Origin of the sequence: Nguyenibacter vanlangensis, assembly GCF_038719015.1 — a bacterium.
GTDB lineage: Bacteria > Pseudomonadota > Alphaproteobacteria > Acetobacterales > Acetobacteraceae > Gluconacetobacter > Gluconacetobacter vanlangensis.
This window is the reverse complement of sequence record NZ_CP152276.1, coordinates 2,570,209-2,594,193: the sequence shown is the minus strand read 5'-3', so window position 1 is coordinate 2,594,193 and position 23,985 is coordinate 2,570,209. Positions and strand designations below refer to the sequence as shown.

Genomic DNA, 23,985 nt, shown 5'->3' with positions numbered 1-23,985 from the left:
GCCGCCATGTCCTTCGTCTTCAAATCCACCGACGCGCGCCGCATCGTCTGGCAACCGCGCTTCGCCGCCGAACTGCCGGACCTGCCCTTCCATGCCTGGCCCGAAACCGGACCGGCGGAGGACGTGCGCTATCTGGCCGCCTGGCAGGTGCCGGACGGGATCGGCGCGCTGCTGCCCAATCTCGAGGTCCTGTTTTCGGTGGGGGCCGGGATCGACCAGCTCAATCTCGCCTCGGTGCCCGGACAGGTGAAGGTGGTCCGCATGGTCGAGCCGGGCCTGGTGGACGGCATGATCGAATATGTGCTGTGGGCGGTGCTGTCCTGCCATCGCGACATGTTCAGTTACGCACGACGGCAGCGCCAGCACGTCTGGAGCGGCGCGCCCAACCGCGCCGCCGGCCGGATCGGCGTCGGTGTGATGGGGGCGGGGGCGCTGGGCGGGCCGGTGCTGCGGGCGCTGGCCGCGCGCGGCTATGCCTGCCGGAGCTGGAGTCGCACCCCGCGGCCGCTCGACGGGGTCGCCGGCTTTGCCGGGGCGGCGGAACTGGACGATTTCCTGGCCGGGGCCGACATCCTGGTCTGCCTGATGCCCTTGACCGAACAGACGCGCGGGATTCTGAACCGCGACCTGTTCGCCAGGCTGCCGCGCGGGGCCTGCCTGATCAATTGCGGCCGGGGCGGGCATCTGGTGCAGGCGGACCTGCTGGAGGCGCTGGCCGACGGACAGGTGGCGCAGGCGGTGCTGGACGTGACCGAGCCCGAGCCGCTGCCGGCCGGCCATCCGTTCTGGGACCATCCGCGCGTGATGCTGACGCCGCATATCGCCAGTTCGTCGCAGGCCGAGAGCGGGGTCGACATGGTGATCGCCAATATCCGCCGCCACCGCAACGGCGAGAGAATGGTGGGCGAGATCGACCGCGCCGCCGGATATTGAACCAGAGGCGCAAGCGACGGCGCGCCCACCCCGTCCGATCACGTCTTGGCCCGATCACGTCTTGGATAGTACGCAAAAGAGTATCGGCCGAAGGGAAAAAACGACCTAGACGCGTGCGATGCGGCACGTCTTAATCGGGGCAACAAGAAGCGGCTCCCCGACCAATCGGGAGATCCGCCGGGGGAAAAGACGATGCCCGTTGCTCTCGTTCTCGAACGCCAGCGTGAGCTGTCGCTGCGCGATATCGACCTTCCCGATACTCTGGGCCCGCGCGATGTCAGGGTGCGGATCCAGACGGTCGGTATTTGCGGCAGTGACGTGCATTATTATACGCATGGCCGCATCGGTCATTTCGTGGTCGAGCAGCCGATGGTGCTGGGTCATGAGGCATCCGGCGTGGTGGTGGAAATCGGCGCCGCCGTCACGAACCTGAAAATCGGCGATCGCGTGTGCATGGAACCGGGGATCCCCGATCCGACCTCGCGCGCGTCCAAGCTCGGGATCTATAATGTCGATCCCGCCGTGACCTTCTGGGCGACGCCGCCGGTGCATGGATGCCTGACCCCCCTGGTGGTGCATCCGGCGGCGTTCACCTATCGCCTGCCGGACAATGTCAGCTTCGCCGAAGGTGCGATGGTCGAACCGTTTGCGATCGGCGTGCAGGCGGCCGTGAAGGCCCGGATCAAGCCCGGTGACGTCTGCGTCGTGACCGGCTGCGGGCCGATCGGGATGATGGTGGCGCTGGCCGCGCTCGGTTCCGGGGCCGGCAAGGTCATCATTTCGGATATCGCGGCCCCCAAGCTGGACATCGCGGCCCGCTACCACGGGATCTTGCCGGTCAATGTCACGCAGACCACGCTGCGCGACGCCGTCCGTGCGGAATGCGGAGCGGATTGGGGCGCCGACGTGGTGTTCGAGGCCAGCGGCAGCCCCCGCGTCTATGACGACGCGCTGGCCGTCGTCCGGCCCGGCGGCACGCTGGTCCTGGTGGGCATGCCGGTCGACAAGGTCGCATTCGACATCGTCGCGGCGCAGGCCAAGGAAATCACGATCGAAACCGTGTTCCGCTACGCCAATGTCTATGATCGTGCGATCGCCTTGATCGCGTCGGGAAAAATCGATCTCAAGCCGCTGATTTCCGGAACCTACGATTTCGCGGATTCGATCGCGGCGTTCGAACGTGCGGCCTCCGCGCGGCCGACCGACGTCAAGCTGCAGATCCGGATGGCATAGACCGGTCGAACGCCTGGCTGCGTTCCGTCAAGAAGAACAAAAACCAAGAAGAACGGACATCATGGCCCACGGCACGCATTCGGCCCGCAAGACGCGTGTGGCGACACCGGTCTTCGAGATCGTGCGGCGCGAACCGCGCAGCAGCTTCGTCTGGCATACGCACGACTATCCGGCACCGTGCGCGAGATGGAACTACCACCCCGAATACGAACTGCACCTGATCACCAAAGGATGCGGACATTATATTGTCGGCGACTATCTCGGTTTCTTCACGCCGGGACATCTCGTTCTGATCGGACCCGACGTGCCGCATGGCTGGTTCAGCGACATGGGGCCGGACGAGGTGGTGCCGGGGCGTGACGTGGTCCTGCAGGTCGACGGGTCATGGTTCCAGGGATTGATGACGCTCTGCCCGGAACTTGACGTCCTGCACGAGCTTCTGGCCGCGTCGCGCCATGGGGTCGAATTCCTGGGGCCGGAAGTCGCGCGCCTCGGCGCGCGTCTCGCCGGAATCGGTACGATGGACGACGCGGCACGGATCCCGGCCATCATTGACCTGCTGCTCGACCTGTCCCGGTGCCCGCGGCGGACATTGTGCGGCGCCGGCCTGACTCTCTCTTCGGACGACATGGAGATGGAGAAAATAGACCGAATTATCAGAAGAATCATGGAAAATAATACAATCTTCCATCGTCAGTGCGACATCGCGCGAGAGGTCGGGCTGTCCGCGTCGGCTTTCTCGCGGCAATTCCACCGCGCCACCGGCGATACGTTCGTGTCTTTCATGAAAAAGCTGAAGATCGGGCGGGCGTGCCAGTTGCTGACGACGACCGACGCATCGGTCGCCGATATCAGCGCGACGATCGGATTCAGCAACCTTTCCAATTTCAATAGGCAGTTTCTTCAGGTTCGCCGGACGACTCCCTCACGCTATCGGCGGGATGTCCGCCGCCTGATCCGTCACGAGGGCACGTCGGAAGCGGCCGAGGCGCCTGGATGCCACGCATAACCATGAAAAACGGGGAAAGATCATGGATCTGGGACTGAAGGGTAAAGTCGCGGTCATTACCGGCGCCAGCGTTGGTATCGGCCTGGCCGTGGCCAAGGGACTGGCGTCAGAAGGCGCCGATCTCGTGTTGGTGGCGCGGCAGAAGGATCGCCTGGACGAGGCGGCGGGACGGCTGTCGGCGGAATGCGGCGTGCGGGCGGTCGGCGTGGCGGCGGACATAGCCACGGCGGACGGCGTCGATGCGGTGCTGCGGCGCGTGGATGACGGGTTCGGCGGCGCGGACATTCTGATCAACAATGCCGGCACGGGCTCCAACGAGACGATCATGCAGGCCGATGACGCGAAATGGCAATTCTACTGGGACCTGCACGTCATGGCGGCGGTGCGCCTGGCGCGGGGCCTCGCACCGGGCATGAAAAGGCGCGGCGGCGGCGTCATTCTGCATAACGCGTCGATCTGCGCCGCGCAGCCTCTGTGGTACGAGCCGATCTACAACGTCACGAAAGCGGCGCTGCAGATGTTTTCCAAGACGCTGTCCACGGAACTGATCGGGGATAATATCCGCGTCAATTGCGTCAATCCCGGCCTGATCCTGACGCCGGACTGGATCAAGACCGCCAAGGAGTTGACCGCGCGTTCGGGCGGCGACTGGCAGTCCTATCTGCAGGGCGTCGCGGACGAGCATGCGCCCATCCGGCGCTTCGGCACGCCGGAGGAACTGGCCCATTTCTTCGTGTTCCTGTGTTCCGACAAGGCGACCTACAGTGTCGGCTCCACCTATTTCGTCGATGGCGGCATGCTCAAGACACTCTGAATCGTCGACGCTCCGAACCGCCGCATCGCGCTATCCCTCCCGCGCCGCCTCCGTGCGGTGCCAAAAATAAGAGAAAGACATGAAATATCTGAAGAAGGCCGCGCTGCCCGGTGCGCTGCTGGCTTGTGGCCTGGCGTTCGGCGCGCATGCGGCATATGCCAAGGACCTGCATGCCGTGGGCATCTCGGTCGGCTCTCTCGGCAATCCGTATTTCCTGTCCCTCGTGAAGGGGGCTACCGACAGCGCGCACGCGATCAATCCGGACGCGCGCGTGTTCGCGGTGTCGTCCGATTACGACCTCGGCAAGCAATCGTCGCAAATCGACAATTTCATCGCGTCGGGCGTGGATCTTATCCTGCTGGCAGCCGCCGATCCGCATGCGATCGGCGCGGCGGTGAAGCGGGCGAAGGCGGCCGGGATCGTGGTGGTTGCCGTCGATGTGGAAGCGGACGGCGCCGACGCAACCATCCAGACCGACAACAAGCAGGCGGGCAGGCTGTCATGCGCCTTTCTTGCCTCCGCCATCGGGGGCAGGGGCGCCGTCATCATCCAAAACGGCCCGCAGACATCGTCGGTGATCGAGCGTGTCGACGGATGCAAGGAATCCCTGGCCAAGCATCCGGACATCCGGATCCTGTCCGACAACCAGAACGGCAAGATCTCCCGCGACGGGGGGCTGGACGTCATGATGGGGTATCTGACACGCTTCCCTGATTTTCAGGGACTGTTCACGGTCGCCGACCCCCAGGCGATCGGCTCCAACCTCGCGGCCCGGCAATTGCGGCGCAGGGGCATCGTCATAACCTCGGTGGACGGCTCCCCGGACGTGGTCGACGCGCTGAAGACCGATACCCTGATCCAGGCCACCGCCAGCCAGAATCCGGCAGAGCAGGGGTCCCTGGGCGTTCGGACGGGCTATGACCTCATGAACGGAAAGAAGCCGGCGCAGGACGTGACGCTTCTGCCGCCGCAACTGGTCGATCGCAAAAATGTCGCGACTTATAAAGGCTGGTAACGAAAATCGTCACGAATTCTGATTCCGTTCAGGGCGCCGAGAATCAGGATGAACGCGCGGTCCCGCTCCCCGGCGCGATGGACCGCGCCGGCCCTGTGTGCGCATCGCCCCAAACCTTCAGCGCCATGATGACCGGCTCCAGGCTGCGTCCCCGCTCGGTCAGGCTGTATTCGACCTTCGGCGGCACCTCCGCATAGACGGTGCGTGTGACGAAGCCGTCCTCCTCCAGTTCACGAAGCTGCATCGTCAACATGCGCTGCGTGATATTGGTCAGGCGCTTGCGGATCGCGTTGAAGCGCAGCGTCCCGTCCAGCAGGTGATAGAGAATGACTCCCTTCCACTTGCCGCCGATCAGTTCCAGCGTCGCCTCAACGGTGCAGCCGGGACTGCAATCCAGGGCCTTGTGACGAATACGGGGCATAACGGTATCATTTCCGATACTATGGGTGTTATATGTGCGTTCTTGCGGCTTTCGATCATAGACCCCCATCTTCTGCCCATACAACAGCCCATACGACAACGGAGCAGAAGCCATGCGTGCCGTCGGTTACCTGACCCCCCTGCCGATCGATCATCCCGATGCGCTGCAGGATATCGACCTGCCGCGCCCGGTGCCGCAGGGTCGCGACTTGCTGGTCGAAGTCCGGGCCGTCTCGGTCAATCCGGTGGATACGAAAATGCGTCGGAACGCGGCGCCCGAAGGGGGAACGTGGGGCGTGCTCGGTTGGGACGCCTCGGGGATCGTCGTCGCGACCGGCCCTCAGGTAACCGGCTTTTCGGTCGGCGATCCGGTATTCTATGCGGGCGCATTGCAGCGCCCGGGCACCAACGCCGCATTCCATCTGGTCGATGAGCGCATCGTCGGGCACAAGCCGCAATCACTGTCCTGGGCCGGAGCGGCAGCCCTGCCGTTGACGGCGATTACGGCCTGGGAAATGCTGTTCGACCGTCTCGACGTCCGGCGCGCCGTGCCGGGCGCGTCACCGTCGATCCTGGTCGTCGGCGGCGCGGGGGGCGTGGGATCCATCGCCATCCAGCTTCTTCGCGCGCTGACGGACCTGACCGTCATCGCCACGGCGTCCCGCCCCGAAACGCAGGCCTGGGTGCGCGACCTGGGCGCCCACCACGTCGTCGATCACACCGCCCCCCTGGCCGCGCAGGTCGCGGCCCTGCCCACGGGCGCGCCGGGCTTCGCCTTCTCGACCACGCAGACCGAGCAGCATGCCGGCGACATTATCGACCTGCTCGCGCCGCAGGGGCATTTCGGCCTGATCGACGATCCGGCCCGGCTCGACGCGTTGCCGCTGAAGCGCAAGAGCCTGTCTTTGCACTGGGAATTCATGTTCACCCGCCCCCTGTTCGGCACGGCGGACCTCGCCGGACAGGGGGCGCTGCTGAACGAAATCGCATCACTTGTGGATGCCGGCCGCATCCGTACGACCCTGGCGGATCATTTCGGCACGATCAACGCGGCCAATCTCCGCAAGGCCCATATGCTGCTCGAAAGCGGCAAGGCCAAGGGCAAGATCGTTCTGGAAGGATTCGCATAAGGACGACCGCCTGACGCTTTCCTTTCCCCAGGGCCGACGGCGCCGATCGGCCGGACGTCCGAACCATCGGACGTCCGGCAGCGCGCCCATTCAGGCCATCAGAACCCGGTTGAGATCGTGACGACGGCGGTGAAGGGGACCTGGAGGTAATAGGCGGGGAGACCGCCCTTAACGGTGCTGCCATACACGCCGGTCGTGGTGTTGGCATTGGTCTGGAAGGTATAGATCCCGCTGCGCAGCTTGGCATTTGTCAGGTTCGACATGTTCAGCTGGATCTGCGGCGATTTCATGAATCCGACCGAATGGAAGCGATAGCCGACATTGACGTTGTCGGTGATGAATTGCGGGATCGAACTGTCATTCATGAAGGTCGCGTACTGCTTGCCGGTATATTTCAACTGGACACCGGCGAACAGCGAGCCGTCATCGTAATCCAGGCCCAGGCTGGCCTGCACCTTGGGGCTTTCGATCTGGGTCTTGCCCGCCGTGGGCAGATAGTCATTCACCGTCTTGCCGTGCAGCGTGCCGGTTGCAGCCAGATTGTTGTCGATGCGCGCGTCGAGATATTCAAACGCGACATAGGGCCGCAGATGGAACCAGATCGGTCGCGTGGCAAGCTGGACGTCGACGCCGCGGCTGGTCTGGCCGCCGGCATTGACCGTCTGGCTGTAGGGCGCGCCGTTCTGATAGAAGCTCAGGCTGAGCTGGCGGTTGGTGAAATTATAGTTGAAGAACGAGATGCTGCCGACCAGCAGGTCGCCGTTATAGCGATAGCCCACTTCTTCCGAGATCGAATATTGCGGCGCCGACGCGCCGCCGCGCTGCGTCTGTGCCGGCGAGGTGTTGCTGTAGTAATCGACCAGCGAGGTATTCTGCGGCATCTTGAAGTTCGTGGCGCCGCTGACGTAGATCTGGTTGCGGCGGTCGAAATTCCAGCTTATGCCGACCTGCGGCAGCGGCTCGGACGCGCTGAGATTGCGGTTATAGACCGTGTTCGGCACGTAGTTGTAGATACGCCGCGTCATCATGGCTTCCTTGAAGCCCAGGTCGATATGCAGCCGCTTGTCGAAATAATCCATGCTGTCGCCGATGAACAGCATGTTGACCTGCGACAGGCTCAGGAAGTTGCGATATTTCCAGGGCTGGCCGCCGGGAAGCTGGTACAGGCTGGAAACGCCCCAGATATTCGCCGGCTCGCCGGTCACCTGGTTGACATAGCTCACTGGCGAATATTGCAGCAGGTTGGCATATTCATACCACCATCCGGCCGTCAACTGATGATGCGACCCGAGGCGGTAATTGAATTTCAGCGTGTTGCCGGGGCGGAACTGTTCCTGGTTCGACGGGGTCAGGGCGACGGCCTGCTTGGCCCCCAGGTCGATGGCGGCCGGCTGGCCGCCATAATAGGTGCTGCCCTGGGTCAGCAGGCTGGCGCCGGTGCCGTTGCCGATGCCATGCCAGAAATAGGCCGTATCGTCGATCGAGAAATCGGGGGTGACGACGACATGGGTCGGCAGAACCGCCACCACGTCGGCAAAGGGATTGACGTGCAGCTTGTAGAAATTGGTGCCGTTGCTATTCACGCCCGTATAGTACGGCAGGTAGTTGTTGCTGTATCCGTTCGCCTTGTATTGCGCCAGGTTGGGGTTCAGGAAGGAATCATTGACCTGGTCGTTATAGGACACGGTCAGGCCGGTATGGCTGCCGTTCTCGAAATCCTTGATCAGCTTGAAATCATAATGGTACTTGTCGGCCATGCCGGGGCCGCGCCAGTTGTTGGCCTGGGTATGGCTGAACGAGAACATGGCCCGCACGCCGCTCGACCCGATATCGCCGGTATTCAGGCGCAGGAACTCGCGCGTCATGTCGAACGAACCGAACGAGATATCCAGCAGGCCGCCGCGCGTATGGGTCGGATTGCTCATGGTGGCGGAAACCAGGCCCGCCGCCGCGCTGACGACCGGGCTGTCGAGATTGACCGAACCCGGCTGCAGCGACACGGTTTCCAGGTCCTCGGCTTCCAGGACCTCGTTGGAATAGAACTGGCCGCCGCCGATATCGCTCAGCGGCATGCCGTCCAGAGTCCAGCCGATATTGGTCTGGTCCAGCCCGCGGACCTCGGTCGCCCCCGAGAACAGGCCATAGGAATCCTGGTCCTGGACGTTGGCGCTCGGCAGCATCCGCAGTAATTGCTGGATGTTGGTGGTGGGGGATTGCTTGGCAATGAAGTCGCGGGTGATGGTCTGCACCGCCTTGGTCGCCGTCTCGACCCGCATCAATCCGCCGCCGGGCGCCCGCGTCCGCGCCGTCCGGCCCGTCACGCTCACTTCCTCGGCGTGCGGCGCATGGGCGTCCCCGGGGGCGTCCCCCTGCTTCTTCTGCTCCGCGCCGGTCTTCTTCTCGACCGGCGTCGCACTTCGGGCGGCTGGCACGATGGTCAACGCGCCCGCCAGCATCGTCGCCACCAGCAGGCACGCACGAAATCCCTGTTCCATCGCTCAGATCCCCACTCAATTCAATTTCGACACGATAAGACGTCCCGCCGTAAACCACATCCCGGGCCGGGTTGTCGACGGTCAAGATGCGGATGCCCCAGCACGGCGCATATGCCAGAGCAAAAAACCGATCGACTGTTGCAGAAAAGACGACACCGATACGGCATTCCCGCCGGCGGCGGCGCCCGATGTTCCACCCGGGTGCCCATGGGAACATGCTTCATGGCGGTTATTTCTTATTATTTCAGGAATATTTCTTCCGGACTGTTGTAAGCGTGCATCGTCACCGAAGTTTCACGGGGCATCGGTGCGCTCAGCGGATAGGGACGTTGGCGAAATTTTAACATTGCAAAAACGGCCTCTTCGCTCATGCTCCATCGCCGCTCCTCGCCTCTCTCCCGCCGCGCGCTCCTGGTTCTCTCCGTTGCCTGCGTCCCCGCGTTGCCGGCCGCCCAGCCAGCCCATGCCCAGGCAACCCCCGGTCAGGCGGCGCCCACCCGCGCCAGTACGGCCCACCATGGGGCATCCCGCCGGCCGGCCGCGTCGCCCGCGCCTGCCGCCGAACAGATCATGACAACCGCCCGCCGCACCCGTTCGGAACAAAGTGTCGGGCATCTCGAAATGCAGCGCATCCTGCCGGGCATCAACCCGGTCAAGGCGCTCGAAATCCTGCCCGGCGTGGTGTTCGAGAACGCCGATCCCTGGGGCAATAACGAACAGAATTCCTCGCTGTTCATCCATGGCTTCAATCAGAACCAGCTCGGCTTCACCCTGGACGGCGTGCCGCTGGGCGACCAGGCGTACGGCAATTTCAACGGCCTGTCGCCGCAGCGCGCCGCGATCAGCGAAAACATCGCCGCGGCCAACGTATCCACCGGCGCCGGCGCGCTGGGCACGGCATCGACCAGCAATCTGGGCGGGACGCTGGAATTCCTGACTCAGGATCCGTCCCGTCGCGCGGGCGGCCAGCTTGCCCAGACCTTCGGCAGTTGGTCCACCTTCCGCACCTTCGCCCGCATCGATACCGGCGATTTCGGCAACGGCAATTCGGCCTATGTCTCCTGGGCCCGCCAGGACGCGCGGGCGTGGGATTTCGCGGGGCACCAGGGCGGCAACCAGGTGAATGCGAAATTCGTCCACCAGTCGGACAACGACCGCATCACCGGCTTCTTCGACTGGTCGGACAAGGTCGAACCGAACGAGGACGGTATCGTCGAACCGAACGGCGGCAGCCTCTATGTCCGTCCCTTCATGTATCCGAACCTGCAGGAGGCCGTAAGCTACTACGACAACTCTCCCGCGTACAAGGCGGCGGGCCTGAACTATCGAAACTACTATTCGGATGCGCAGCGCGAGGATTTCCTGTCCTACGTCAAATGGTCGCATGATTTCAGTGCCAGCCTGCACTGGGACAATCTGTTCTACTACCATCATGATTTGGGCGAGGGCGTGGTCGCCGGACCGATCACCGCCGCCGGCCTGCCCACGCTGTTCTCGGCGTATTTCCCCACTTATTCCGCCTCTCAGCTCTCGCAGGTCTTCGGCGGATCAGGCATGGCCACCCGCACCACCGAATATTGGGACAATCGCGGCGGCCTCACCTCCACCCTGCGTTACCAGCGCGGCCATCACCATATCGAACTGGGCGGCTGGTACGAACGCAACAACAACACCCAGGCGCGGCGCTGGTATCCGTTCGACATCAACAATCCGACCACGCCGTACGAACGCCAGCAGGGCGCGCTGATCGACCAGTATACCAACTATTTCTATACCAATACCTGGACGACCCACCTGCAGGATAGCTGGCAGATCTCGCCGCATGTCACGCTCAATGCCGGTTTCAAGTCCGAACTGGTCTATACCAACGGCATCCTGCCGGTGGCCGGCCTGCCCGGATCGCTGTCGCCCAGGACGGCCGCCACGGTGCCCGGCGGCACCATCGCCGCGACGCGTCCCTTCCTGCCGGCCTTCGGTGCGCTGTGGAACCTGACGCCGCATGAACAATGGTTCGCCAACATCCAGGAAAACATGCGCGCGTTCCAGGCGACCGGCTACGGCAACGCGACGCCTTGGGGCGTGACCAGCCAGCAGGCGTTCGAGGATTTCAAGAATCACGGCGAACCGGAAACCGCCTGGACCTATGAAACCGGCCTGCGCACCAACCGGCCGGTCGATCTGGGGCCGCTGACCCATATCAGCGGGCAGCTCGAATATTACCACGTGCATTTCTCGAACCGCCTGCTGGCGGTATCGTCCTCGCCCAACCTGGCCTCGATCGTCGGCAGCGCGACCATCCTGACCAATGTCGGCTCGGTCTCGACCGACGGCATGGATCTCTCCTTCACCGCGCAGTTCGGGCCGCATTTCTCGTTCTATAACGCCCTGTCCTACAACAAGTCGGTCTATAACGACAATTACGCCAACGGCACCACGGTCGTGCATACCGCCGGCAGGAACGTGGCGGGCGTGCCCGACTGGACCGAAAAATTCGTGGCGTCGGCCAATTGGGGCGATGTCTCGGCCCAGTTCATCGGCGACGTGATCGGCAAGCGCTATGCGACCTACACCAACGACCTGTCGGCCGGCGCCTATGCGCTGTTCAGCCTCAATGCCGGCTACATGATCCACTTCATTCCGCATGTGCGCGGGCTGAAGGTGCAGGGCAACATCACCAACCTGACCGGCACGCGCGGCTGGTCCACCTTGAACATCAGCAACGCTTCGGGCCAATATACCGCCTTCCCAATCGCGCCCCGGATGTATTTCCTGACGCTCAGCGCGAATTTCTGAGGTACCGCACATGCTGACACGCCGATCCGCCATGGGCCGGCTGGGGGGATTGCTGGGGGTTGCGACGACCGTCCCCGCCATCCTGCCTGCCGCCATCCTGCCCGCCGCCGGCGCGCGGGCCGCGCCGTCGCTGGCGCCGCGCCCGCTGGTGATCGGCCATCGCGGCGCTTCGGCCCTGCGGCCGGAACATACGCTGGCCTCGTACGCCAAGGCGATCGCCGACGGCGCCGACTATGTCGAACCCGACCTGGTGCCGACCCGCGACGGCGTGCTGGTCGCCCGCCATGAAAGCAATATCGCCGCCACGACGGACGTCGCCACAAGACCGGAATTCGCCGCGCGCCGCCGCACCATGGTGATCGACGGGGCGCAGGAAACCGGCTGGTTCACCACCGACTTCACCCTGGCCGAACTCAAGACGCTGCGCGCCTGCGAAAGACTGCCGCAGGTGCGGCCGCAGAACACCCGCTATGACGGGCATTTCGACATCCCGACCTTCGAGGAAATCATCGATTTCGTCGCCGCCGAATCCGCCGCGCGCGGCCGGGTCGTGGGGTTGATCCCGGAAATCAAAAATTCCACCCATTTCCACCGCCTGGGCCACACGCCCGAGGACAGTTTCCTGCGCATCATCGCGGCGCACGACTATACGCGCTTCGCGCCGCTCGAAGTCCAATCCTTCGAAACCGGCAATCTCCGGCGGCTGTACGGCAAGGTACAGGCGATCAACCCGCAGGCGCGCCTGCTGTTCCTGATGGGCGAGCGCGGCGAACGCGTCCCCGACCTCGCCGCCGCCGGCGGCGGCACGACCTTCGGCGACCTGATGACCCCGGACGGACTGCGCCAGGTACGGGCCTTCGCCGACGTGATCGGCCCGTCCAATACCGACATCATCCCCCGCGATGCCGCCGGCGCCTGGCTCGCGCCCTCGACCCTGATCGCCGACGCCCACCGCGCCGGCCTCCTGGTCCATTCCTACACCTGCCGGCCGGAAAACCGCTTCCTGCCTCGCCAACTCCGCAACGATGCCGGCGACAATGCCCGCAATCCCCAGGGATCGATCGCCGAAATCCGGCGCTATCTGGATCTGGGGCTGGACGGCTTCTTCACCGACGATCCGGCCCTCGGCCGCATCGCGGTCGATGGCTGACCATTCCGCCGGGGGGCCGGCCGGCCTCCCCGGCATGCGTCTCGGAAGACCCTCCTGGTCGCGGGTCCGCTTTCGGCCCGTCAGAATCCGGTACTCAGGGATATGACCGCCGCAAAACCCGCGCCGACATAATAGGCCGGGCTGCTGCCGGCCAGGCTGGTGCCGTAGACACCCCGAATCGTCCGGGCATTGGGTGTCACGCCATAGGCGCCGGACAGATATTTCTCATTTCCGATATTGATCAGATTGACCTGCACCTGCGGATGCCTGGCCGGTCCCAGGGTATGGAAGCGATAGCCGAGCGTCACGTTCGCCGTCTCATAGCCCGGAATATGCTGGTCGTTCATGAACGTCGTATATTGCGACCCCACATAGGTCATCGCGAAATTGCCGAACGCCGCGCCGTCGTCATAGGACAGGCCGATCGTTCCGGAAAATTCGGGGCTCAGCACCGCGGTCTTGCCCTTCGTCGGCAGCAGGTCGCCGCTGCGCGCGAAATTATTGTCGATCGTCGCATGCAGATACTGTCCCGAGAGATAGGGGCTGACATGATGCCATGGCCGCAGGCCGACTTCCGCCTGGACGCCGCGCGACGTCTGTCCACCGGCGTTCAGCGAGAACGTCTCCGGCGTACCGTTCACCAGCGCGCTGGTCGAGACCTGACGATTGGTGAAGTTGTAATTGAAGAATGCCGCCGAGACATTCACCAGGCCGTAATGGCGATAACCGAATTCCTCCGAGATCGAATATTCCGGTCTGAGGTTCGTGCTGTGCGTGTTCGACATTTTTCCCGTGGCGACATTGAAGATGTCGACATAGGAGTTGATCGAAGCGGGCTCGCGGAAGGCCGTCGTGCCGTTGAGATAGATCTGGTCGTTCGGCGTGATCCTGTAGCTCGCCGAGACCTGCGGCAACGGCACCGCATCGTTCGCCGTCACCGCGTAGCGCGATCCCGGAATCAGGCTCGTCGCGCTGCGCGATACCATGACATCCTTGAATCCCGCATTCAACGTCAGGCGATTGTCCAGAAAACGCAGCGTATCGCTGATGAAAAGCGCATTGATCTGCTGGATGATATGACCGTCGAAGGATCGCAGCACGTCGCCGCCCGCCGTCAGGACCGGCGCATGGCCGTATGAATTCGCGACGTTCCCGGCGAAATCGGCAACGGCGAACGACGTCGCCTCGTTATGGTCGAAATAATCGTACCAATACCCGAACTGCAGGGTGTTATGCCCCCGCGTCCAGGTCAGATAGGCGTTCTGTCCCGCAGAAAACTGCGTGTAGGGATCGACATTCTCGACGGTCGCTTGACCATTGACGCTGTACGGCAGGTTCAGCGGCCTCGCCGGCCGGTTGCCGTAGAACACGTTGTCGTCGTTCAGCACCGATCCGCCATTGATGATGCCGTGATTATACATGAAATAAGGCGTGACCGACAATTTCAGCGCCGCTGTCAGCGCGACGTTCGACGGAACGGCCATCATGACCGTCTGCCGGCGGTAGAAATGGAATTTCTGATACATCGTATTGCCGAACGTATAATTTCCGGCGTAATTGTACGAATCCCCCGATACGTTCCACTGGGCCAGGGTCGGATTCGTGAACAGGTCGGCACGTACCAGGTTCCAGGCCAGGAAGGGGGCAATCCTGTTGCCGTCGCCCCATTCCTTCACGAAGCGGGCATCGACATGGTCGCGCGTCTGGCCGCCCGTGCCGCGCCAATTGTCGTTGCCGCTATGGGAAAAGGACACATACCCCTTGATGCCCGATGCCCCCAGCCGGCCCGTATCGACCCGCAGAAATGCGCGATTGGTGGCCTTGGACCCGCCCGCGGCGTCAATCAGCCCTCCGAAATGATCCGACGGGTTGCGCAGCCCGGCATTGATCTGCCCGCCGACCGAATTATAGACCGGCGCACTGATGTCCGGCGATCCCTGCGCCACGTCGACGAAGCCCAGATTCTCGGTATCCGCCCATTCGGACGTAAAGGGGCTGTAGTACAGCCTGTCGCCGACCGGCATGCCTTCGAACGTGGTGCCGATCTCGGTCTGGTTCAGGCCGCGGATCGACACGTTCATGCGGTCCGACGTTCCCAGCGGGTCGACGCTGGACACGATCACGCCCGGCATCGCCTTCAGCAGGGTCAGGGCATTCGTGGTCGGCGATTGTTTGGCAATGAAGTCACGCGTGACGCCGCTGATGGTTTTGGCGGCGGTCTGCCGCGGCATCAGCCCGCCGCCGGGCGTCGTATTGGTCACCCCGTTGGCGCTGGCCGTGCCGCGCGTGACGGTAATCCGCTCCTCGCGGTCCTGCAGGGGGCTGACGATATCTTCCGCGCGGGCAAGCTGAATGGAATGGGCCAGGACGACACAGGTTGCTGTCCTCAGGAAAAGGCGGGCGCGTGAATGGCGCGTCATGGTCGGTGTCCTTCCGGAAACATGGCGGGATTCCATGAAATCTCCGAAAGAGAATAAACACGGCGCGCGTTCGCCCGCTCGTATCATCATCGGAATGGTTTATCGGTATTTCGCTGTTCCTATCATCGAAACTTATAGGAGGTGCCGATATGTATGTCCCGGCGGCGACCCTGTGTCCCCGTTCGGCCCGGTCAGTTCCGCAGCAGGCAATCACCGATCAGCGCGGCCACGGCGGCCCGGGTCGGCTCGATGACGGGACGGCCGCACAGTCCTTCGATCTCCTCGCGGAAATGCGCCATGCCCGCACATCCCATGATGATCGTATCGGCCCCGTCGGACACAAGCCCGCAGGCCGCCTCGCTCATGCGGTCCAGCAATAATGCGCTGGTCGTTTCCTCGGCGCGGGCGTCGATGGCCCTGCTGCCGGCATAGCGCGCATCGACGCCCATGACGCGGACCAGGCGCCGTTGCCGCAGGATCGCACTCCGCGACAGCGCGACGATGCCGAAGCGATCGCCCACGATCAGGGCATGCAGGATCGCGCTTTCGCCGATGCCCCGGACCGGAGTGCCGCCCAGTTCCTCACGCGCGCCCGGCACGCCCGGATCGCTGAAGCAGGCCACGACATAGCCCCGGGCCGGATGCGCGCGCATCGCATGCAGCACGTCCGGCGCCACCCGGTCGGCATCGCTCTGCACTGCAATGCCCGCGGGCGTGCCCTGCAATCCCATGACGTCGATCGCAAACGGGCTTCTGGCGCGCAGCGGATCGACAGCGACATCGATCGCGCGCGTCACCACCGCCGAGGAATTCGGATTGATGACAAGCAGCCGCTCCGCCGTTACGTGGGACATGACAATGCTCCGGATGTGCGGGGCAGGGCGCTTTCGGGCGGCAGCCCCCATTTGCGGATCAGCCGCAGATAGCTGCCATCCGCCTGCAGGCCGTTCAAGGCCCCTTGTACCCGGCAGGCCAGGTCGCGATCGTCCTTCGACAGCCCGATGCCCAGCGGCGCCATGTCGAACGGCGCGCCCAATGCGCGGAACCGCCCATGGTTTCGCGCGATGATCCAGGGCGTCGTCAGACTGTCCTGCAGGGTCGCGACCACGCGTCCCTCCATCAGTTGCAGGCGCGCGTCGGCCGAATTCTCGGCGGCGAACAGCACGATGGGCGGCAGGCCGCGCGCCACGCAAATGCGTTCGCTCCAGTGCAGCAAATGCGCGGGCTCGCTGGTGATCCGGCTGGCCGCCACCATCCGGCCGCACATGTCTTGCGGGTCCGACGGACGATGCGGCTCGTCGCTCAGGGTCAGGAACTGCACGCCGGACTGAAGATAATCGACGAATGCGATGCTCTGCCGGCGCGCCGGCGTATCCATCATGCCGTTGAAGAACATCTGGATACGGCCGGTTTCCAGCGACGGAATCAACTGCGCGAACGACGTCTCCACCACGCGGCCCGCCATGCCCATCCGCTGCAGCAATGCCGCGCTGAGATCGACATCGAACCCTTCCAGCGCGTCGGTCCGCATGTCGCGCATGTCCAGCGGCGGATAGCTGGGGTACAGGCCCACCGCGATCGTCCGCGCCACGACGGGCGCGGGCAGGCACAGCAGCATGCCCATCGCGGACAGCACCGTCATGAGCAGGACTTCGGCACGCGTCACGCCTGGCGGATCGCGAACGTGGACGGGATCAGCATGTCGGCGGTCCGGCCCAGCCGGTCGCGTTGCGCCGCCGACCCGACGATACGCGCCTGCTCGGCGACCAGCCGGTCGGTCGCGGCCTGGTAATCCATCGTCAGAACCTTGCCGCGCGCCACGACCTGTCGTCCGTCGATATAGACCGAATGAATCGCCCGATCGTCGCAGGAGAAGATCAGCGAACGTACCGGATCGATCGCGGGGCGCATCATGGGATGCCCCAGATCGACCAATACCAGGTCGGCGCGGCCCTGCGCCGACAGCCGCCCGATGTCGCGCCGCCCCAGCATCGCCGCGCCCGCGACCGTCGCGGCCTCGAACACCGCGCGCGTGGACGCCGCGTCCGGCGTGCCGGCCTGGATACGGCCCAGATAGGCCGCCAGGCGCAGATCGTCGAGCATGGTATGCGGATAGGTGTCCGTGCCGATCCCGATCCGCACGCCCGCCGCACGATATCGCCCGAAATCCCGCAGCGCATAGCCACGCCGCGCGAACACGGTGGGACAATGCGCGATCGCCGCGTCCCGTCCGGCCAGCACGGCCAGGTCCGTCTTGGTATGCCAGGGCGTGGACGGATGATCGTCGAGAAAGATCCCGTGCCCCACAATGCTGTGCGGCGCCAGGACGCCCAGCCTGTCCAGCCACTGCACGGGCGTCACGCCATGCCGCCGGGTGATCTCGTGAAACTCGACGATGGATTGCGCCGCGTGGACCTGCCAGGGCACGCCGCGCCGTGCGGCGGCCGCGAAGGAATCCTGCAGCAGTTCGGCCGTGCAGGTATCGATCTGGGCGGGGGCCACCATGCCCGTCAGGCGTCCGCAGCCATGGGCGGCGGCGGCATCGATCAGGTCCAGCGCCTGGGCCAGCGCGCGCCGTCCGCCCGCCTCGTCCCAGGAATACGTCACCGTGTGGCCGTTGGTGGTCGTCCACGACGCCGAACGGAACATCGGTGCCAGGCAAACCCGCAGCCCGCTCTCGGCCGCGACATCCAGCCACCCGGCCCACGGCGTGGACAGGTCGACCACCGTGGTCACCCCCGAAAGCAGCATCTCGGCATAGGCCACGCGGGCGCAGTCCGGCTTGCTGGCGGCGTCCGAACGAAAGACCGGCATGTATTCGTACAGCGACGAGTAATAGAGCCCGGGCGAGCCCAGCTCGTCGAACAGCCCGCGATTCATCGGTTCGGTCGCGGGATGGGAATGCACGTCGACCAGGCCCGGCATGGCCATCAGCCCGCTTCCGTCGATATCGGCCTTCAGCGACGCGTATTCGGCCGGCAGCTCGGCCGCCCTGCCGGCAAACAGGATCCTGCCGCCCAGCATGACGATGTCTGCATCGCGGACATAGACATGGGTACCGGCGGCCTCATCCCACAGCACCGCCCAATCCAGGCCGGCGATCCGGTAGGGTCGCCCCGCCATCAGGCCGCGCGCTCGCAGGTTTCGAAATGGCGCGCGATCTGCTCGCCGGTGGCGATCCAGACATCGCGGCATTCGATCGCATAATGCAGGAAATGCCGCAGCAGGCGCAGCCGCATCGGGCGTCCGCTGACCAGCGGGTGCAGCACCGTCGCCACCATCGCCCCCCAGGCGCGCGTCTCGTCAAGCTCGTCGCGCCACATCGACAGCACGTGCTCCTTGGGAAAGATCGGGCGGGCGCCGAACCGCGTGCTCATCCCATGCATCCAGTCGTCATAGCTCGATGTCGGCGGCAGTTCGATCACGCCCGGCGACCCGTCGGGCAGCACCTGCCGATAGGGCCGCACATCGTCGCGCCACGAACTGGAATACAGCATGCCCTCGCGCTTCAGCGCCGTGCGCAGTTCGTCGCAGCTCTCGCCATAGGGCGCGCGATAACCCACGGGCCGTACGCCGAACCCCCGCTTCAGCGCTTCGAATCCGCGCAGCAGCTCGTCTTCGATATGCGGCGACCCCGGGTCCGGCAGCAGATGGTGATAGCCATGATGACCGATCTCGTGCCCGTCGCGCAGCACGGCCTCGACCATCGCCGGATGCGCGTCCGCCGCCCAGCCGGTGGTGAAGAAGGTGGCCTTCAGACCCAGTTCGCGCAGCAGTTCCAGCACTTTGGGCGTCCCGACCCGCGCTTCGTAGCCGCCATAGGACATCGAAACCAGCTTCTCGGCATGGGCCGGGTCCTTGCTGGTGACGGCACTTTCGGCATCGATGTCGAAGGACAGCATCATCGCCGCGCGCTTGCCGTCGGGCCATGGGAATTCGGGCGCCGGTCCCGCCATGTTCGCCGGACGTACCGGCACCTCGTCATAGCTGCGTATCGTCATGTCGTGTTTCCGGACAGATCACTGGCTTGGCCCAGGACCGCGGCCAGAAAGGCGCGCGTGCGCTCCTGCCGCGGCGCGTTGAAAAACAGCTCGGTCGGCGCGTCCTCGGCGATCACGCCGCCATCCATGAACAGCACCCGGTCCGCCACCTCGCGGGCAAAGGCCAACTCGTGCGTCACGACCAGCATCGTCACGCCCGTCGCCGCGACCGCGCGCATGACGTTCAGTACCTCGCCCACCGATTCCGGATCGAGCGCGCTGGTGGGTTCGTCGAACAGCATCACCGACGGCCTCAGCGCCAGCGCGCGGGCGATCGCCACGCGCTGCTGCTGCCCGCCGGACAATTGGGCCGGATAATGGCCCGCGCGGTGCGCCAGCCCCACCTGCCGCAGCAGCGCGTGCGCCTCGGCCTCGACCGCGGCGCGGCGGCGCTTCTGCACCGTGACGGGCCCCTCGACGACGTTCTCAAGCGCGGTCATGTGCTGGAAGAGGTTGAAACGCTGGAACACCATGCCGGTGCGCAGCCGCTGCCGCGCGACGTCCCGCGCGGAACGCCGGTGCAGCCCGCCCTTGGCCTCGACATGGCCCAGGATCTCGCCATCCACGGCCATCACGCCATGTTCCGGCATCTCCAGCTGCGCCAGACACCGCAGCAGCGTGGTCTTGCCGGACCCCGATCCCCCCAGGATACAGACGACCGAACCGCGCGCGACCTCCAGCGAAACGCCGCGCAGGATCGCATTGCCGCCAAAGGATTTATGGACGTCGCGCATCCATATCACGGGTGCCGCCGCCATCAGTGCGTTCCCTTCGCCAGGCGCCGCTCGAGCATATGCTGCAGGGGCGACAGCACGGTGACGATCATCAGGTACCAGAACCCCGCCACGATCAGCAGCTCGATCACCCGCGTGTTCGCATAATAGATGGTCTCGGCATTATGCAGCACTTCGGGATACTGGATCATGCTCGCCAGCGAAGTCAGCTTGATCATGTTGATGAACTCGTTGCCCAGCGGCGGAATGACGACCCGCAGGGCCTGGGGCAGGATGATCCGGCGCAGGGCGACCATCCGCGTCATCCCCACCATCTCGGCGGCTTCGTACTGCCCCCGGTCGATGCTTTGCAGGCCGGCGCGCAGGATCTCGCCGATATAGGCCCCCTGGTTCAACCCCAGGCCCAGCAGCGCCGACAGAAACGGCGTCATCAGGTCCACGGTGCGGATTGTCCGCACGCCGGGAAGGACGATATGCGGAAAGATCAGCGCCAGGTTGAACCAGATCAGAAGCTGCAGAATGACCGGCACGCCGCGGAACAGCCACGTATAGGCACCGGACGCGACGCGCGGCACCACGGCCGGGGACAACCGCCCGACCGCCAGCACCAGCCCCACGGCCATGCCCAGCGCCATGGCGCAGACCGACATCAGCAATGTCGCCCAGACCCCGCGCAGGATCGCCGGCACGAAAAGGAATTCCCCGACATAGGACCAGCCGATCTGGCCCAGCGCGAAGGCCCGCGCCACCCACAGCACGAACCCGACGATCAGCACCGCCGAACCGACATGTCCCCACGCGACGGCCCTGACGCGGCGCAGCCCGACCAGGCGCGCGGCGTCCGCGATCGTGACGGGATCGGTTCGGATGGTCATGGCGCGGTATCTCCGGATGGCATCTCGATGGCGTCCTCCTGCAGGGACCAGCGGCGCAGCAGCCGGGCATAGGTCCCGTCGGCGATCATCGCGCCCAGCGCGGCCCGCGCCCCCTCCCGCAGGTCGGGCCGCGACTTGGCGAACGCCATGGCCAGATAGGACATGGAAAGCGGCGTCCCCAGGCGGCGGAACGCGCCGTGCGTGATGTCGATGAAATACCCCACCGTCTCGCTGCCCTGGACCATGGCGGACACGCGCCCCTGCAGCAACTGGGTCCGCGCATCGGCGCCGCTCTCCGACGGATAGACGACCATGTCGGGGTGCCCGGCCTGCGCGCAATGCACGCGGCTCCAGTCCCGGATCATCGCCGGAAAGGCCGTCGCGCGGCTGGCCGCGACATATTTCCCGCACAAATCCTCCGGCCGGTGGATCGGATCGTCCCGAAGCACCAGGACCTGCGCGCCCGATTTCAGATAGCGCACGAAATCCAGGGCGCCCCGGCGGGACGGAAGGTCCGAAAAGCCGCTCAGGATCATGTCCGTCCGCTGGCTTTGCAGCGACGGGATCATCTGCGGAAAGGACGTCTCCTGCCACACCGCGCGCATGGTCATGCGCTGCGCCAGCGCCTCGCCCAGCGCGATGTCGAAACCGGTCAGCCTGTCGGTCAGCGGGTCGCGGAACTCCAGCGGCGGATAGATCGGGTTGGCGGCAATGCGCAGGACGGCCGCGCCGGCCGACGCCGGCGGCGCGGCGCGCGTCACGCGCGGCACGCCGCCCAGCAAGGCCGCAGCCAGCAGCAGCGCGCCGCGCCCGGCGCGCGGCCAGGGACTCGGCCGGGCCGCCATCAGGAGATCCCGGCCTCAGGCAGGATGGCCCCGGTCTGCGCGGTGATCCGTCCATACCATTGCGGGCGGCGATGGGCGGCGAAATCGAACATCTTGCTCTTGCCCTGGGCGCACAGATCCAGGTCGCAATCCGCCATGACCACCTCGTCGGCCAGTGTCTGCGCCTGCGCCACGATCACGCCGTTCGGATCGACGATGCAACTCCCGCCGATCAGCCCCGACCCGTCTTCCTCGCCCGCCTTGGCGACGGCCACCGCCCAGCACGCATTCATATAGGCATTCGCCTGGACGACCAGTTGCGCGTGGAAGGTCCGCAATGCCGCACTCTCGGTCTCTCCGCCGTTCGGGTCGTACGCCGCCGAATTATACCCGACGCACAGCAATTCCATCCCCTGCAGCGCCAGGCTGCGCCAGGCTTCCGGCCAGCGCCGGTCATTGCAGATCAGCATCCCCATGATGGCCTCCGACCATTCCGGCCCGGCCCGGAACGCCGGAAAGCCCAGGTCGCCATAGGCGAAATAGCGCTTCTCGAGCTGCTGGAACCGCGCGCCCGCGCGGGGCTCGACCGATCCCGGCAGATGGATCTTCCGATATTTCCCCAGGATCTCGCCGGCCGGCGTGACGATGATGCTGGTATTGAATCTCTCCCCCGCGGCCGTCAGCTCGGCATAGCCCACATAGAACCCGACTCCCAGCGCCCGCGCCCGGTCGAACAGGGGCCGCGTCCGCGTATCGGGCATCGCGCGTTCGTAATGGGCCAGCAGCGTCTCGCCCTCCAGCAGCCAGCGCGGGAAGAAGGTCGTAAAGGCCAGTTCGGGGAAGACGACCAGCGTCGCGCCAAGGCGCGCGGCTTCTTCCAGCAGGGCGATCATGCGCGCCAGCGTATCCGCCCGGCGATCGTCCTTCTGGGTCGGGCCCATCTGCGCCGCCGCCACCCGAATCATCCGGCTCATCGTCACCTCATCGCAAATCGTCGCATCCGCCGCGCGTCGCACGATCATTCGTTGTCGCTTCGAAAGCTATTGCCATCCTGTACCAGGGGTCTCAATTATATCGACGATAAAAAATCCCCTACCTCTATTCATCGGATTTATGGATGAACCTGCGGCAGATCGAGATCCTCCGGGCCATCATCCGCTACAACACGACGGTGGCGGCGGCCCGGGCGCTGGGCCTGTCCCAGCCCGCCGTCAGCAACGCGATCAAGACGATGGAGGATCAGGCCGGCTTCGCCCTGTTCCAGCGCGTCAACAACCGGATCTACCCGACGGCCGAGGCGAAGATCCTGGCCGAGGACGCCGAAGCCATCTTCGAGATGCATGACAGGTTCGTCGGCCGCATCCGCGACCTGCGCGACAGCCGTGCCGGCCATCTGCGCCTGGTCGCGACGCCGCCCCTGGGCTATGGCGTCGTGGCCGCCGCGATCCGCGACACCCAGGCGCTGCGCCCCAAGATCCGCACCTATTTCGACGTGCGGCGCTACGAGGGCGTGATCGCCAGCGTCGAGACGCACCATGCCGAACTGGGGTTCGTGCTCGGCTTCAGTCCCCAGCCGGGATTGAGCGCCGAGACCCTGTTCGAGGGATCGATGGTCTGCGTCATGCACCCCGGCCACCCGCTGGCCGGCCAGGCGGCCATCGCACCTGCCGATCTCGGGCGCCATCGCTTCATCGCGCTGGAACGCGGAACCAAGCTCGGCGAGGCCACGCGCGACGCATTCGCCCAGGCCGGCGAACCCTTCGAATTCACCAGCGAGGTCCGCTACGGCAATACCGCCTGCGTGCTGGCCGAAGCCGGCGCCGGCGTCGCGATCGTGGACCCGCTGACGGCGGCGACCAACCGTTTCCAGCTCGCCGTCCGGGCCTTCCTGCCCGAAACCCCCGTGGCGGCGTCGGTCGTCTGGGCGGAAAACCGCGCGCTCTCCCGCCTGTCCTGGTTCTTTCTGGACCGCGTGCGCGACGTCGTCCGGCACGTGCCGCTCAGGGCGTCCCCGTCCGGCGCAGCCGCCGCCTATAAGCACCCTGAATAGCCGGCGCGAAGATCGCGCGTGATTTCCGCCAGGCGCGACTTTAGACCTGC

At 65.0% G+C, this 23,985-nt stretch carries 21 protein-coding genes; 9 read left to right on the top strand and 12 right to left on the bottom strand.

The features are described from left to right. The first annotated feature begins 6 nt into the window (after positions 1-6). The 5 genes from AAC691_RS12015 to AAC691_RS11995 all read left to right on the top strand — a co-directional run bounded on the left by AAC691_RS12015 (position 7) and on the right by AAC691_RS11995 (position 5,004). Positions 7-933, top strand: coding sequence for a glyoxylate/hydroxypyruvate reductase A (locus tag AAC691_RS12015; RefSeq protein WP_342627057.1), 927 nt, complete (start codon positions 7-9; stop codon positions 931-933). Between the two features lie 192 nt (positions 934-1,125). Beyond that, positions 1,126-2,166: an NAD(P)-dependent alcohol dehydrogenase gene (locus AAC691_RS12010; protein ID WP_176639530.1), complete on the top strand. Its 1,041-nt coding sequence runs from the start codon at positions 1,126-1,128 to the stop codon at positions 2,164-2,166. Between the two features lie 61 nt (positions 2,167-2,227). Then, positions 2,228-3,175 carry an AraC family transcriptional regulator gene (locus AAC691_RS12005; protein ID WP_342627056.1) on the top strand — a complete coding sequence of 316 codons (948 nt, stop codon included), beginning with the start codon at positions 2,228-2,230 and terminating at the stop codon, positions 3,173-3,175. A gap of 22 nt (positions 3,176-3,197) precedes the next feature. Beyond that, on the top strand, positions 3,198-3,989 hold the full coding sequence (locus AAC691_RS12000; protein WP_342627055.1) for an SDR family oxidoreductase: 792 nt from the start codon (positions 3,198-3,200) through the stop codon (positions 3,987-3,989). Between the two features lie 79 nt (positions 3,990-4,068). Next, a complete protein-coding gene (locus AAC691_RS11995; protein WP_176639533.1) occupies positions 4,069-5,004 on the top strand; it encodes an ABC transporter substrate-binding protein in 936 nt (311 codons plus the stop codon). A gap of 43 nt (positions 5,005-5,047) precedes the next feature. Here AAC691_RS11995 and AAC691_RS11990 read toward each other — a convergent pair whose 3' ends face one another. Continuing rightward, entirely contained in the window at positions 5,048-5,425 is a 378-nt protein-coding gene (locus tag AAC691_RS11990; RefSeq protein ID WP_342627054.1) for a helix-turn-helix domain-containing protein, read from the bottom strand. A gap of 112 nt (positions 5,426-5,537) precedes the next feature. On the opposite strand from AAC691_RS11990, the gene AAC691_RS11985 reads away from it, so the two are divergent. Continuing rightward, positions 5,538-6,554: a zinc-binding alcohol dehydrogenase family protein gene (locus tag AAC691_RS11985; protein ID WP_342627053.1), complete on the top strand. Its 1,017-nt coding sequence runs from the start codon at positions 5,538-5,540 to the stop codon at positions 6,552-6,554. 98 nt (positions 6,555-6,652) lie between these two features. Here AAC691_RS11985 and AAC691_RS11980 read toward each other — a convergent pair whose 3' ends face one another. Both AAC691_RS11980 and AAC691_RS11975 read right to left on the bottom strand, forming a co-directional pair. Further along, positions 6,653-9,049 (bottom strand): TonB-dependent receptor, encoded by a 2,397-nt coding sequence (locus AAC691_RS11980; RefSeq protein WP_342627052.1) that lies wholly within the window; start codon positions 9,047-9,049, stop codon positions 6,653-6,655. 239 nt (positions 9,050-9,288) lie between these two features. Beyond that, positions 9,289-9,420, bottom strand: coding sequence for a hypothetical protein (locus AAC691_RS11975; RefSeq protein ID WP_281362743.1), 132 nt, complete (start codon positions 9,418-9,420; stop codon positions 9,289-9,291). Here AAC691_RS11975 and AAC691_RS11970 point away from each other — a divergent pair. Further along, positions 9,419-11,842 (top strand): TonB-dependent receptor domain-containing protein, encoded by a 2,424-nt coding sequence (locus AAC691_RS11970; protein WP_342627051.1) that lies wholly within the window; start codon positions 9,419-9,421, stop codon positions 11,840-11,842. The genes AAC691_RS11975 and AAC691_RS11970 overlap by 2 nt on opposite strands. A gap of 10 nt (positions 11,843-11,852) precedes the next feature. Next, positions 11,853-12,992, top strand: coding sequence for a glycerophosphodiester phosphodiesterase (locus AAC691_RS11965; protein WP_342627050.1), 1,140 nt, complete (start codon positions 11,853-11,855; stop codon positions 12,990-12,992). Between the two features lie 80 nt (positions 12,993-13,072). On the opposite strand, the gene AAC691_RS11960 is transcribed toward AAC691_RS11965, so the two are convergent. The 9 genes from AAC691_RS11960 to AAC691_RS11920 form a co-directional block, all read right to left on the bottom strand. Continuing rightward, entirely contained in the window at positions 13,073-15,412 is a 2,340-nt protein-coding gene (locus AAC691_RS11960; protein ID WP_342627049.1) for a TonB-dependent receptor plug domain-containing protein, read from the bottom strand. A gap of 191 nt (positions 15,413-15,603) precedes the next feature. Beyond that, complete coding sequence (locus AAC691_RS11955) at positions 15,604-16,266, bottom strand: aspartate/glutamate racemase family protein (protein WP_342627048.1); 663 nt, start codon at positions 16,264-16,266, stop codon at positions 15,604-15,606. After that, positions 16,254-17,078, bottom strand: a complete 825-nt coding sequence (locus AAC691_RS11950) for an ABC transporter substrate-binding protein (protein ID WP_323989629.1) — start codon at positions 17,076-17,078, stop codon at positions 16,254-16,256. The genes AAC691_RS11955 and AAC691_RS11950 overlap by 13 nt, the downstream gene beginning before the upstream one ends. Then, positions 17,075-18,535: an amidohydrolase family protein gene (locus tag AAC691_RS11945; RefSeq protein ID WP_342627047.1), complete on the bottom strand. Its 1,461-nt coding sequence runs from the start codon at positions 18,533-18,535 to the stop codon at positions 17,075-17,077. The genes AAC691_RS11950 and AAC691_RS11945 overlap by 4 nt, the downstream gene beginning before the upstream one ends. Then, positions 18,535-19,413: a polysaccharide deacetylase gene (locus AAC691_RS11940; protein WP_176641001.1), complete on the bottom strand. Its 879-nt coding sequence runs from the start codon at positions 19,411-19,413 to the stop codon at positions 18,535-18,537. Before AAC691_RS11940 ends, AAC691_RS11945 begins: the two co-directional genes overlap by 1 nt. Continuing rightward, the gene (locus tag AAC691_RS11935) at positions 19,410-20,210 is read right to left on the bottom strand and encodes an amino acid ABC transporter ATP-binding protein (RefSeq protein ID WP_342627046.1); all 801 of its coding nucleotides are present in this window, start codon (positions 20,208-20,210) and stop codon (positions 19,410-19,412) included. The genes AAC691_RS11940 and AAC691_RS11935 overlap by 4 nt, the downstream gene beginning before the upstream one ends. After that, on the bottom strand, positions 20,210-21,061 hold the full coding sequence (locus AAC691_RS11930) for an amino acid ABC transporter permease (protein WP_342627045.1): 852 nt from the start codon (positions 21,059-21,061) through the stop codon (positions 20,210-20,212). Before AAC691_RS11930 ends, AAC691_RS11935 begins: the two co-directional genes overlap by 1 nt. Continuing rightward, positions 21,058-21,906: an ABC transporter substrate-binding protein gene (locus tag AAC691_RS11925; protein WP_342627044.1), complete on the bottom strand. Its 849-nt coding sequence runs from the start codon at positions 21,904-21,906 to the stop codon at positions 21,058-21,060. Before AAC691_RS11925 ends, AAC691_RS11930 begins: the two co-directional genes overlap by 4 nt. After that, complete coding sequence (locus AAC691_RS11920; RefSeq protein ID WP_176639209.1) at positions 21,906-22,859, bottom strand: N-carbamoyl-D-amino-acid hydrolase; 954 nt, start codon at positions 22,857-22,859, stop codon at positions 21,906-21,908. Before AAC691_RS11920 ends, AAC691_RS11925 begins: the two co-directional genes overlap by 1 nt. A 143-nt stretch (positions 22,860-23,002) precedes the next feature. Between AAC691_RS11920 and AAC691_RS11915 the strand changes: the two genes are divergently transcribed. Then, positions 23,003-23,935: a LysR family transcriptional regulator gene (locus tag AAC691_RS11915; RefSeq protein WP_342627043.1), complete on the top strand. Its 933-nt coding sequence runs from the start codon at positions 23,003-23,005 to the stop codon at positions 23,933-23,935. Positions 23,936-23,985: the final 50 nt, after the last annotated feature.

Bases quoted from the DNA above. Each gene is read 5' to 3' on its own strand.
- AAC691_RS11920 (WP_176639209.1), bottom strand. From the start codon at position 22,859: ATGAGCCGGATGATTCGGGTGGCGGCGGCGCAGATGGGCCCGACCCAG.
- AAC691_RS11985 (WP_342627053.1), top strand. From the start codon at position 5,538: ATGCGTGCCGTCGGTTACCTGACCCCCCTGCCGATCGATCATCCCGAT.
- AAC691_RS11945 (WP_342627047.1), bottom strand. From the start codon at position 18,535: ATGGCGGGGCGACCCTACCGGATCGCCGGCCTGGATTGGGCGGTGCTG.
- AAC691_RS12000 (WP_342627055.1), top strand. From the start codon at position 3,198: ATGGATCTGGGACTGAAGGGTAAAGTCGCGGTCATTACCGGCGCCAGC.
- AAC691_RS12010 (WP_176639530.1), top strand. From the start codon at position 1,126: ATGCCCGTTGCTCTCGTTCTCGAACGCCAGCGTGAGCTGTCGCTGCGC.
- AAC691_RS11970 (WP_342627051.1), top strand. From the start codon at position 9,419: ATGCTCCATCGCCGCTCCTCGCCTCTCTCCCGCCGCGCGCTCCTGGTT.
- AAC691_RS11990 (WP_342627054.1), bottom strand. From the start codon at position 5,425: ATGCCCCGTATTCGTCACAAGGCCCTGGATTGCAGTCCCGGCTGCACC.
- AAC691_RS11925 (WP_342627044.1), bottom strand. From the start codon at position 21,906: ATGGCGGCCCGGCCGAGTCCCTGGCCGCGCGCCGGGCGCGGCGCGCTG.
- AAC691_RS11930 (WP_342627045.1), bottom strand. From the start codon at position 21,061: ATGACCATCCGAACCGATCCCGTCACGATCGCGGACGCCGCGCGCCTG.
- AAC691_RS12015 (WP_342627057.1), top strand. From the start codon at position 7: ATGTCCTTCGTCTTCAAATCCACCGACGCGCGCCGCATCGTCTGGCAA.
- AAC691_RS11935 (WP_342627046.1), bottom strand. From the start codon at position 20,210: ATGGCGGCGGCACCCGTGATATGGATGCGCGACGTCCATAAATCCTTT.
- AAC691_RS11915 (WP_342627043.1), top strand. From the start codon at position 23,003: ATGAACCTGCGGCAGATCGAGATCCTCCGGGCCATCATCCGCTACAAC.
- AAC691_RS11940 (WP_176641001.1), bottom strand. From the start codon at position 19,413: ATGACGATACGCAGCTATGACGAGGTGCCGGTACGTCCGGCGAACATG.
- AAC691_RS11980 (WP_342627052.1), bottom strand. From the start codon at position 9,049: ATGGAACAGGGATTTCGTGCGTGCCTGCTGGTGGCGACGATGCTGGCG.
- AAC691_RS11995 (WP_176639533.1), top strand. From the start codon at position 4,069: ATGAAATATCTGAAGAAGGCCGCGCTGCCCGGTGCGCTGCTGGCTTGT.
- AAC691_RS12005 (WP_342627056.1), top strand. From the start codon at position 2,228: ATGGCCCACGGCACGCATTCGGCCCGCAAGACGCGTGTGGCGACACCG.
- AAC691_RS11955 (WP_342627048.1), bottom strand. From the start codon at position 16,266: ATGTCCCACGTAACGGCGGAGCGGCTGCTTGTCATCAATCCGAATTCC.
- AAC691_RS11960 (WP_342627049.1), bottom strand. From the start codon at position 15,412: ATGACGCGCCATTCACGCGCCCGCCTTTTCCTGAGGACAGCAACCTGT.
- AAC691_RS11965 (WP_342627050.1), top strand. From the start codon at position 11,853: ATGCTGACACGCCGATCCGCCATGGGCCGGCTGGGGGGATTGCTGGGG.
- AAC691_RS11975 (WP_281362743.1), bottom strand. From the start codon at position 9,420: ATGAGCGAAGAGGCCGTTTTTGCAATGTTAAAATTTCGCCAACGTCCC.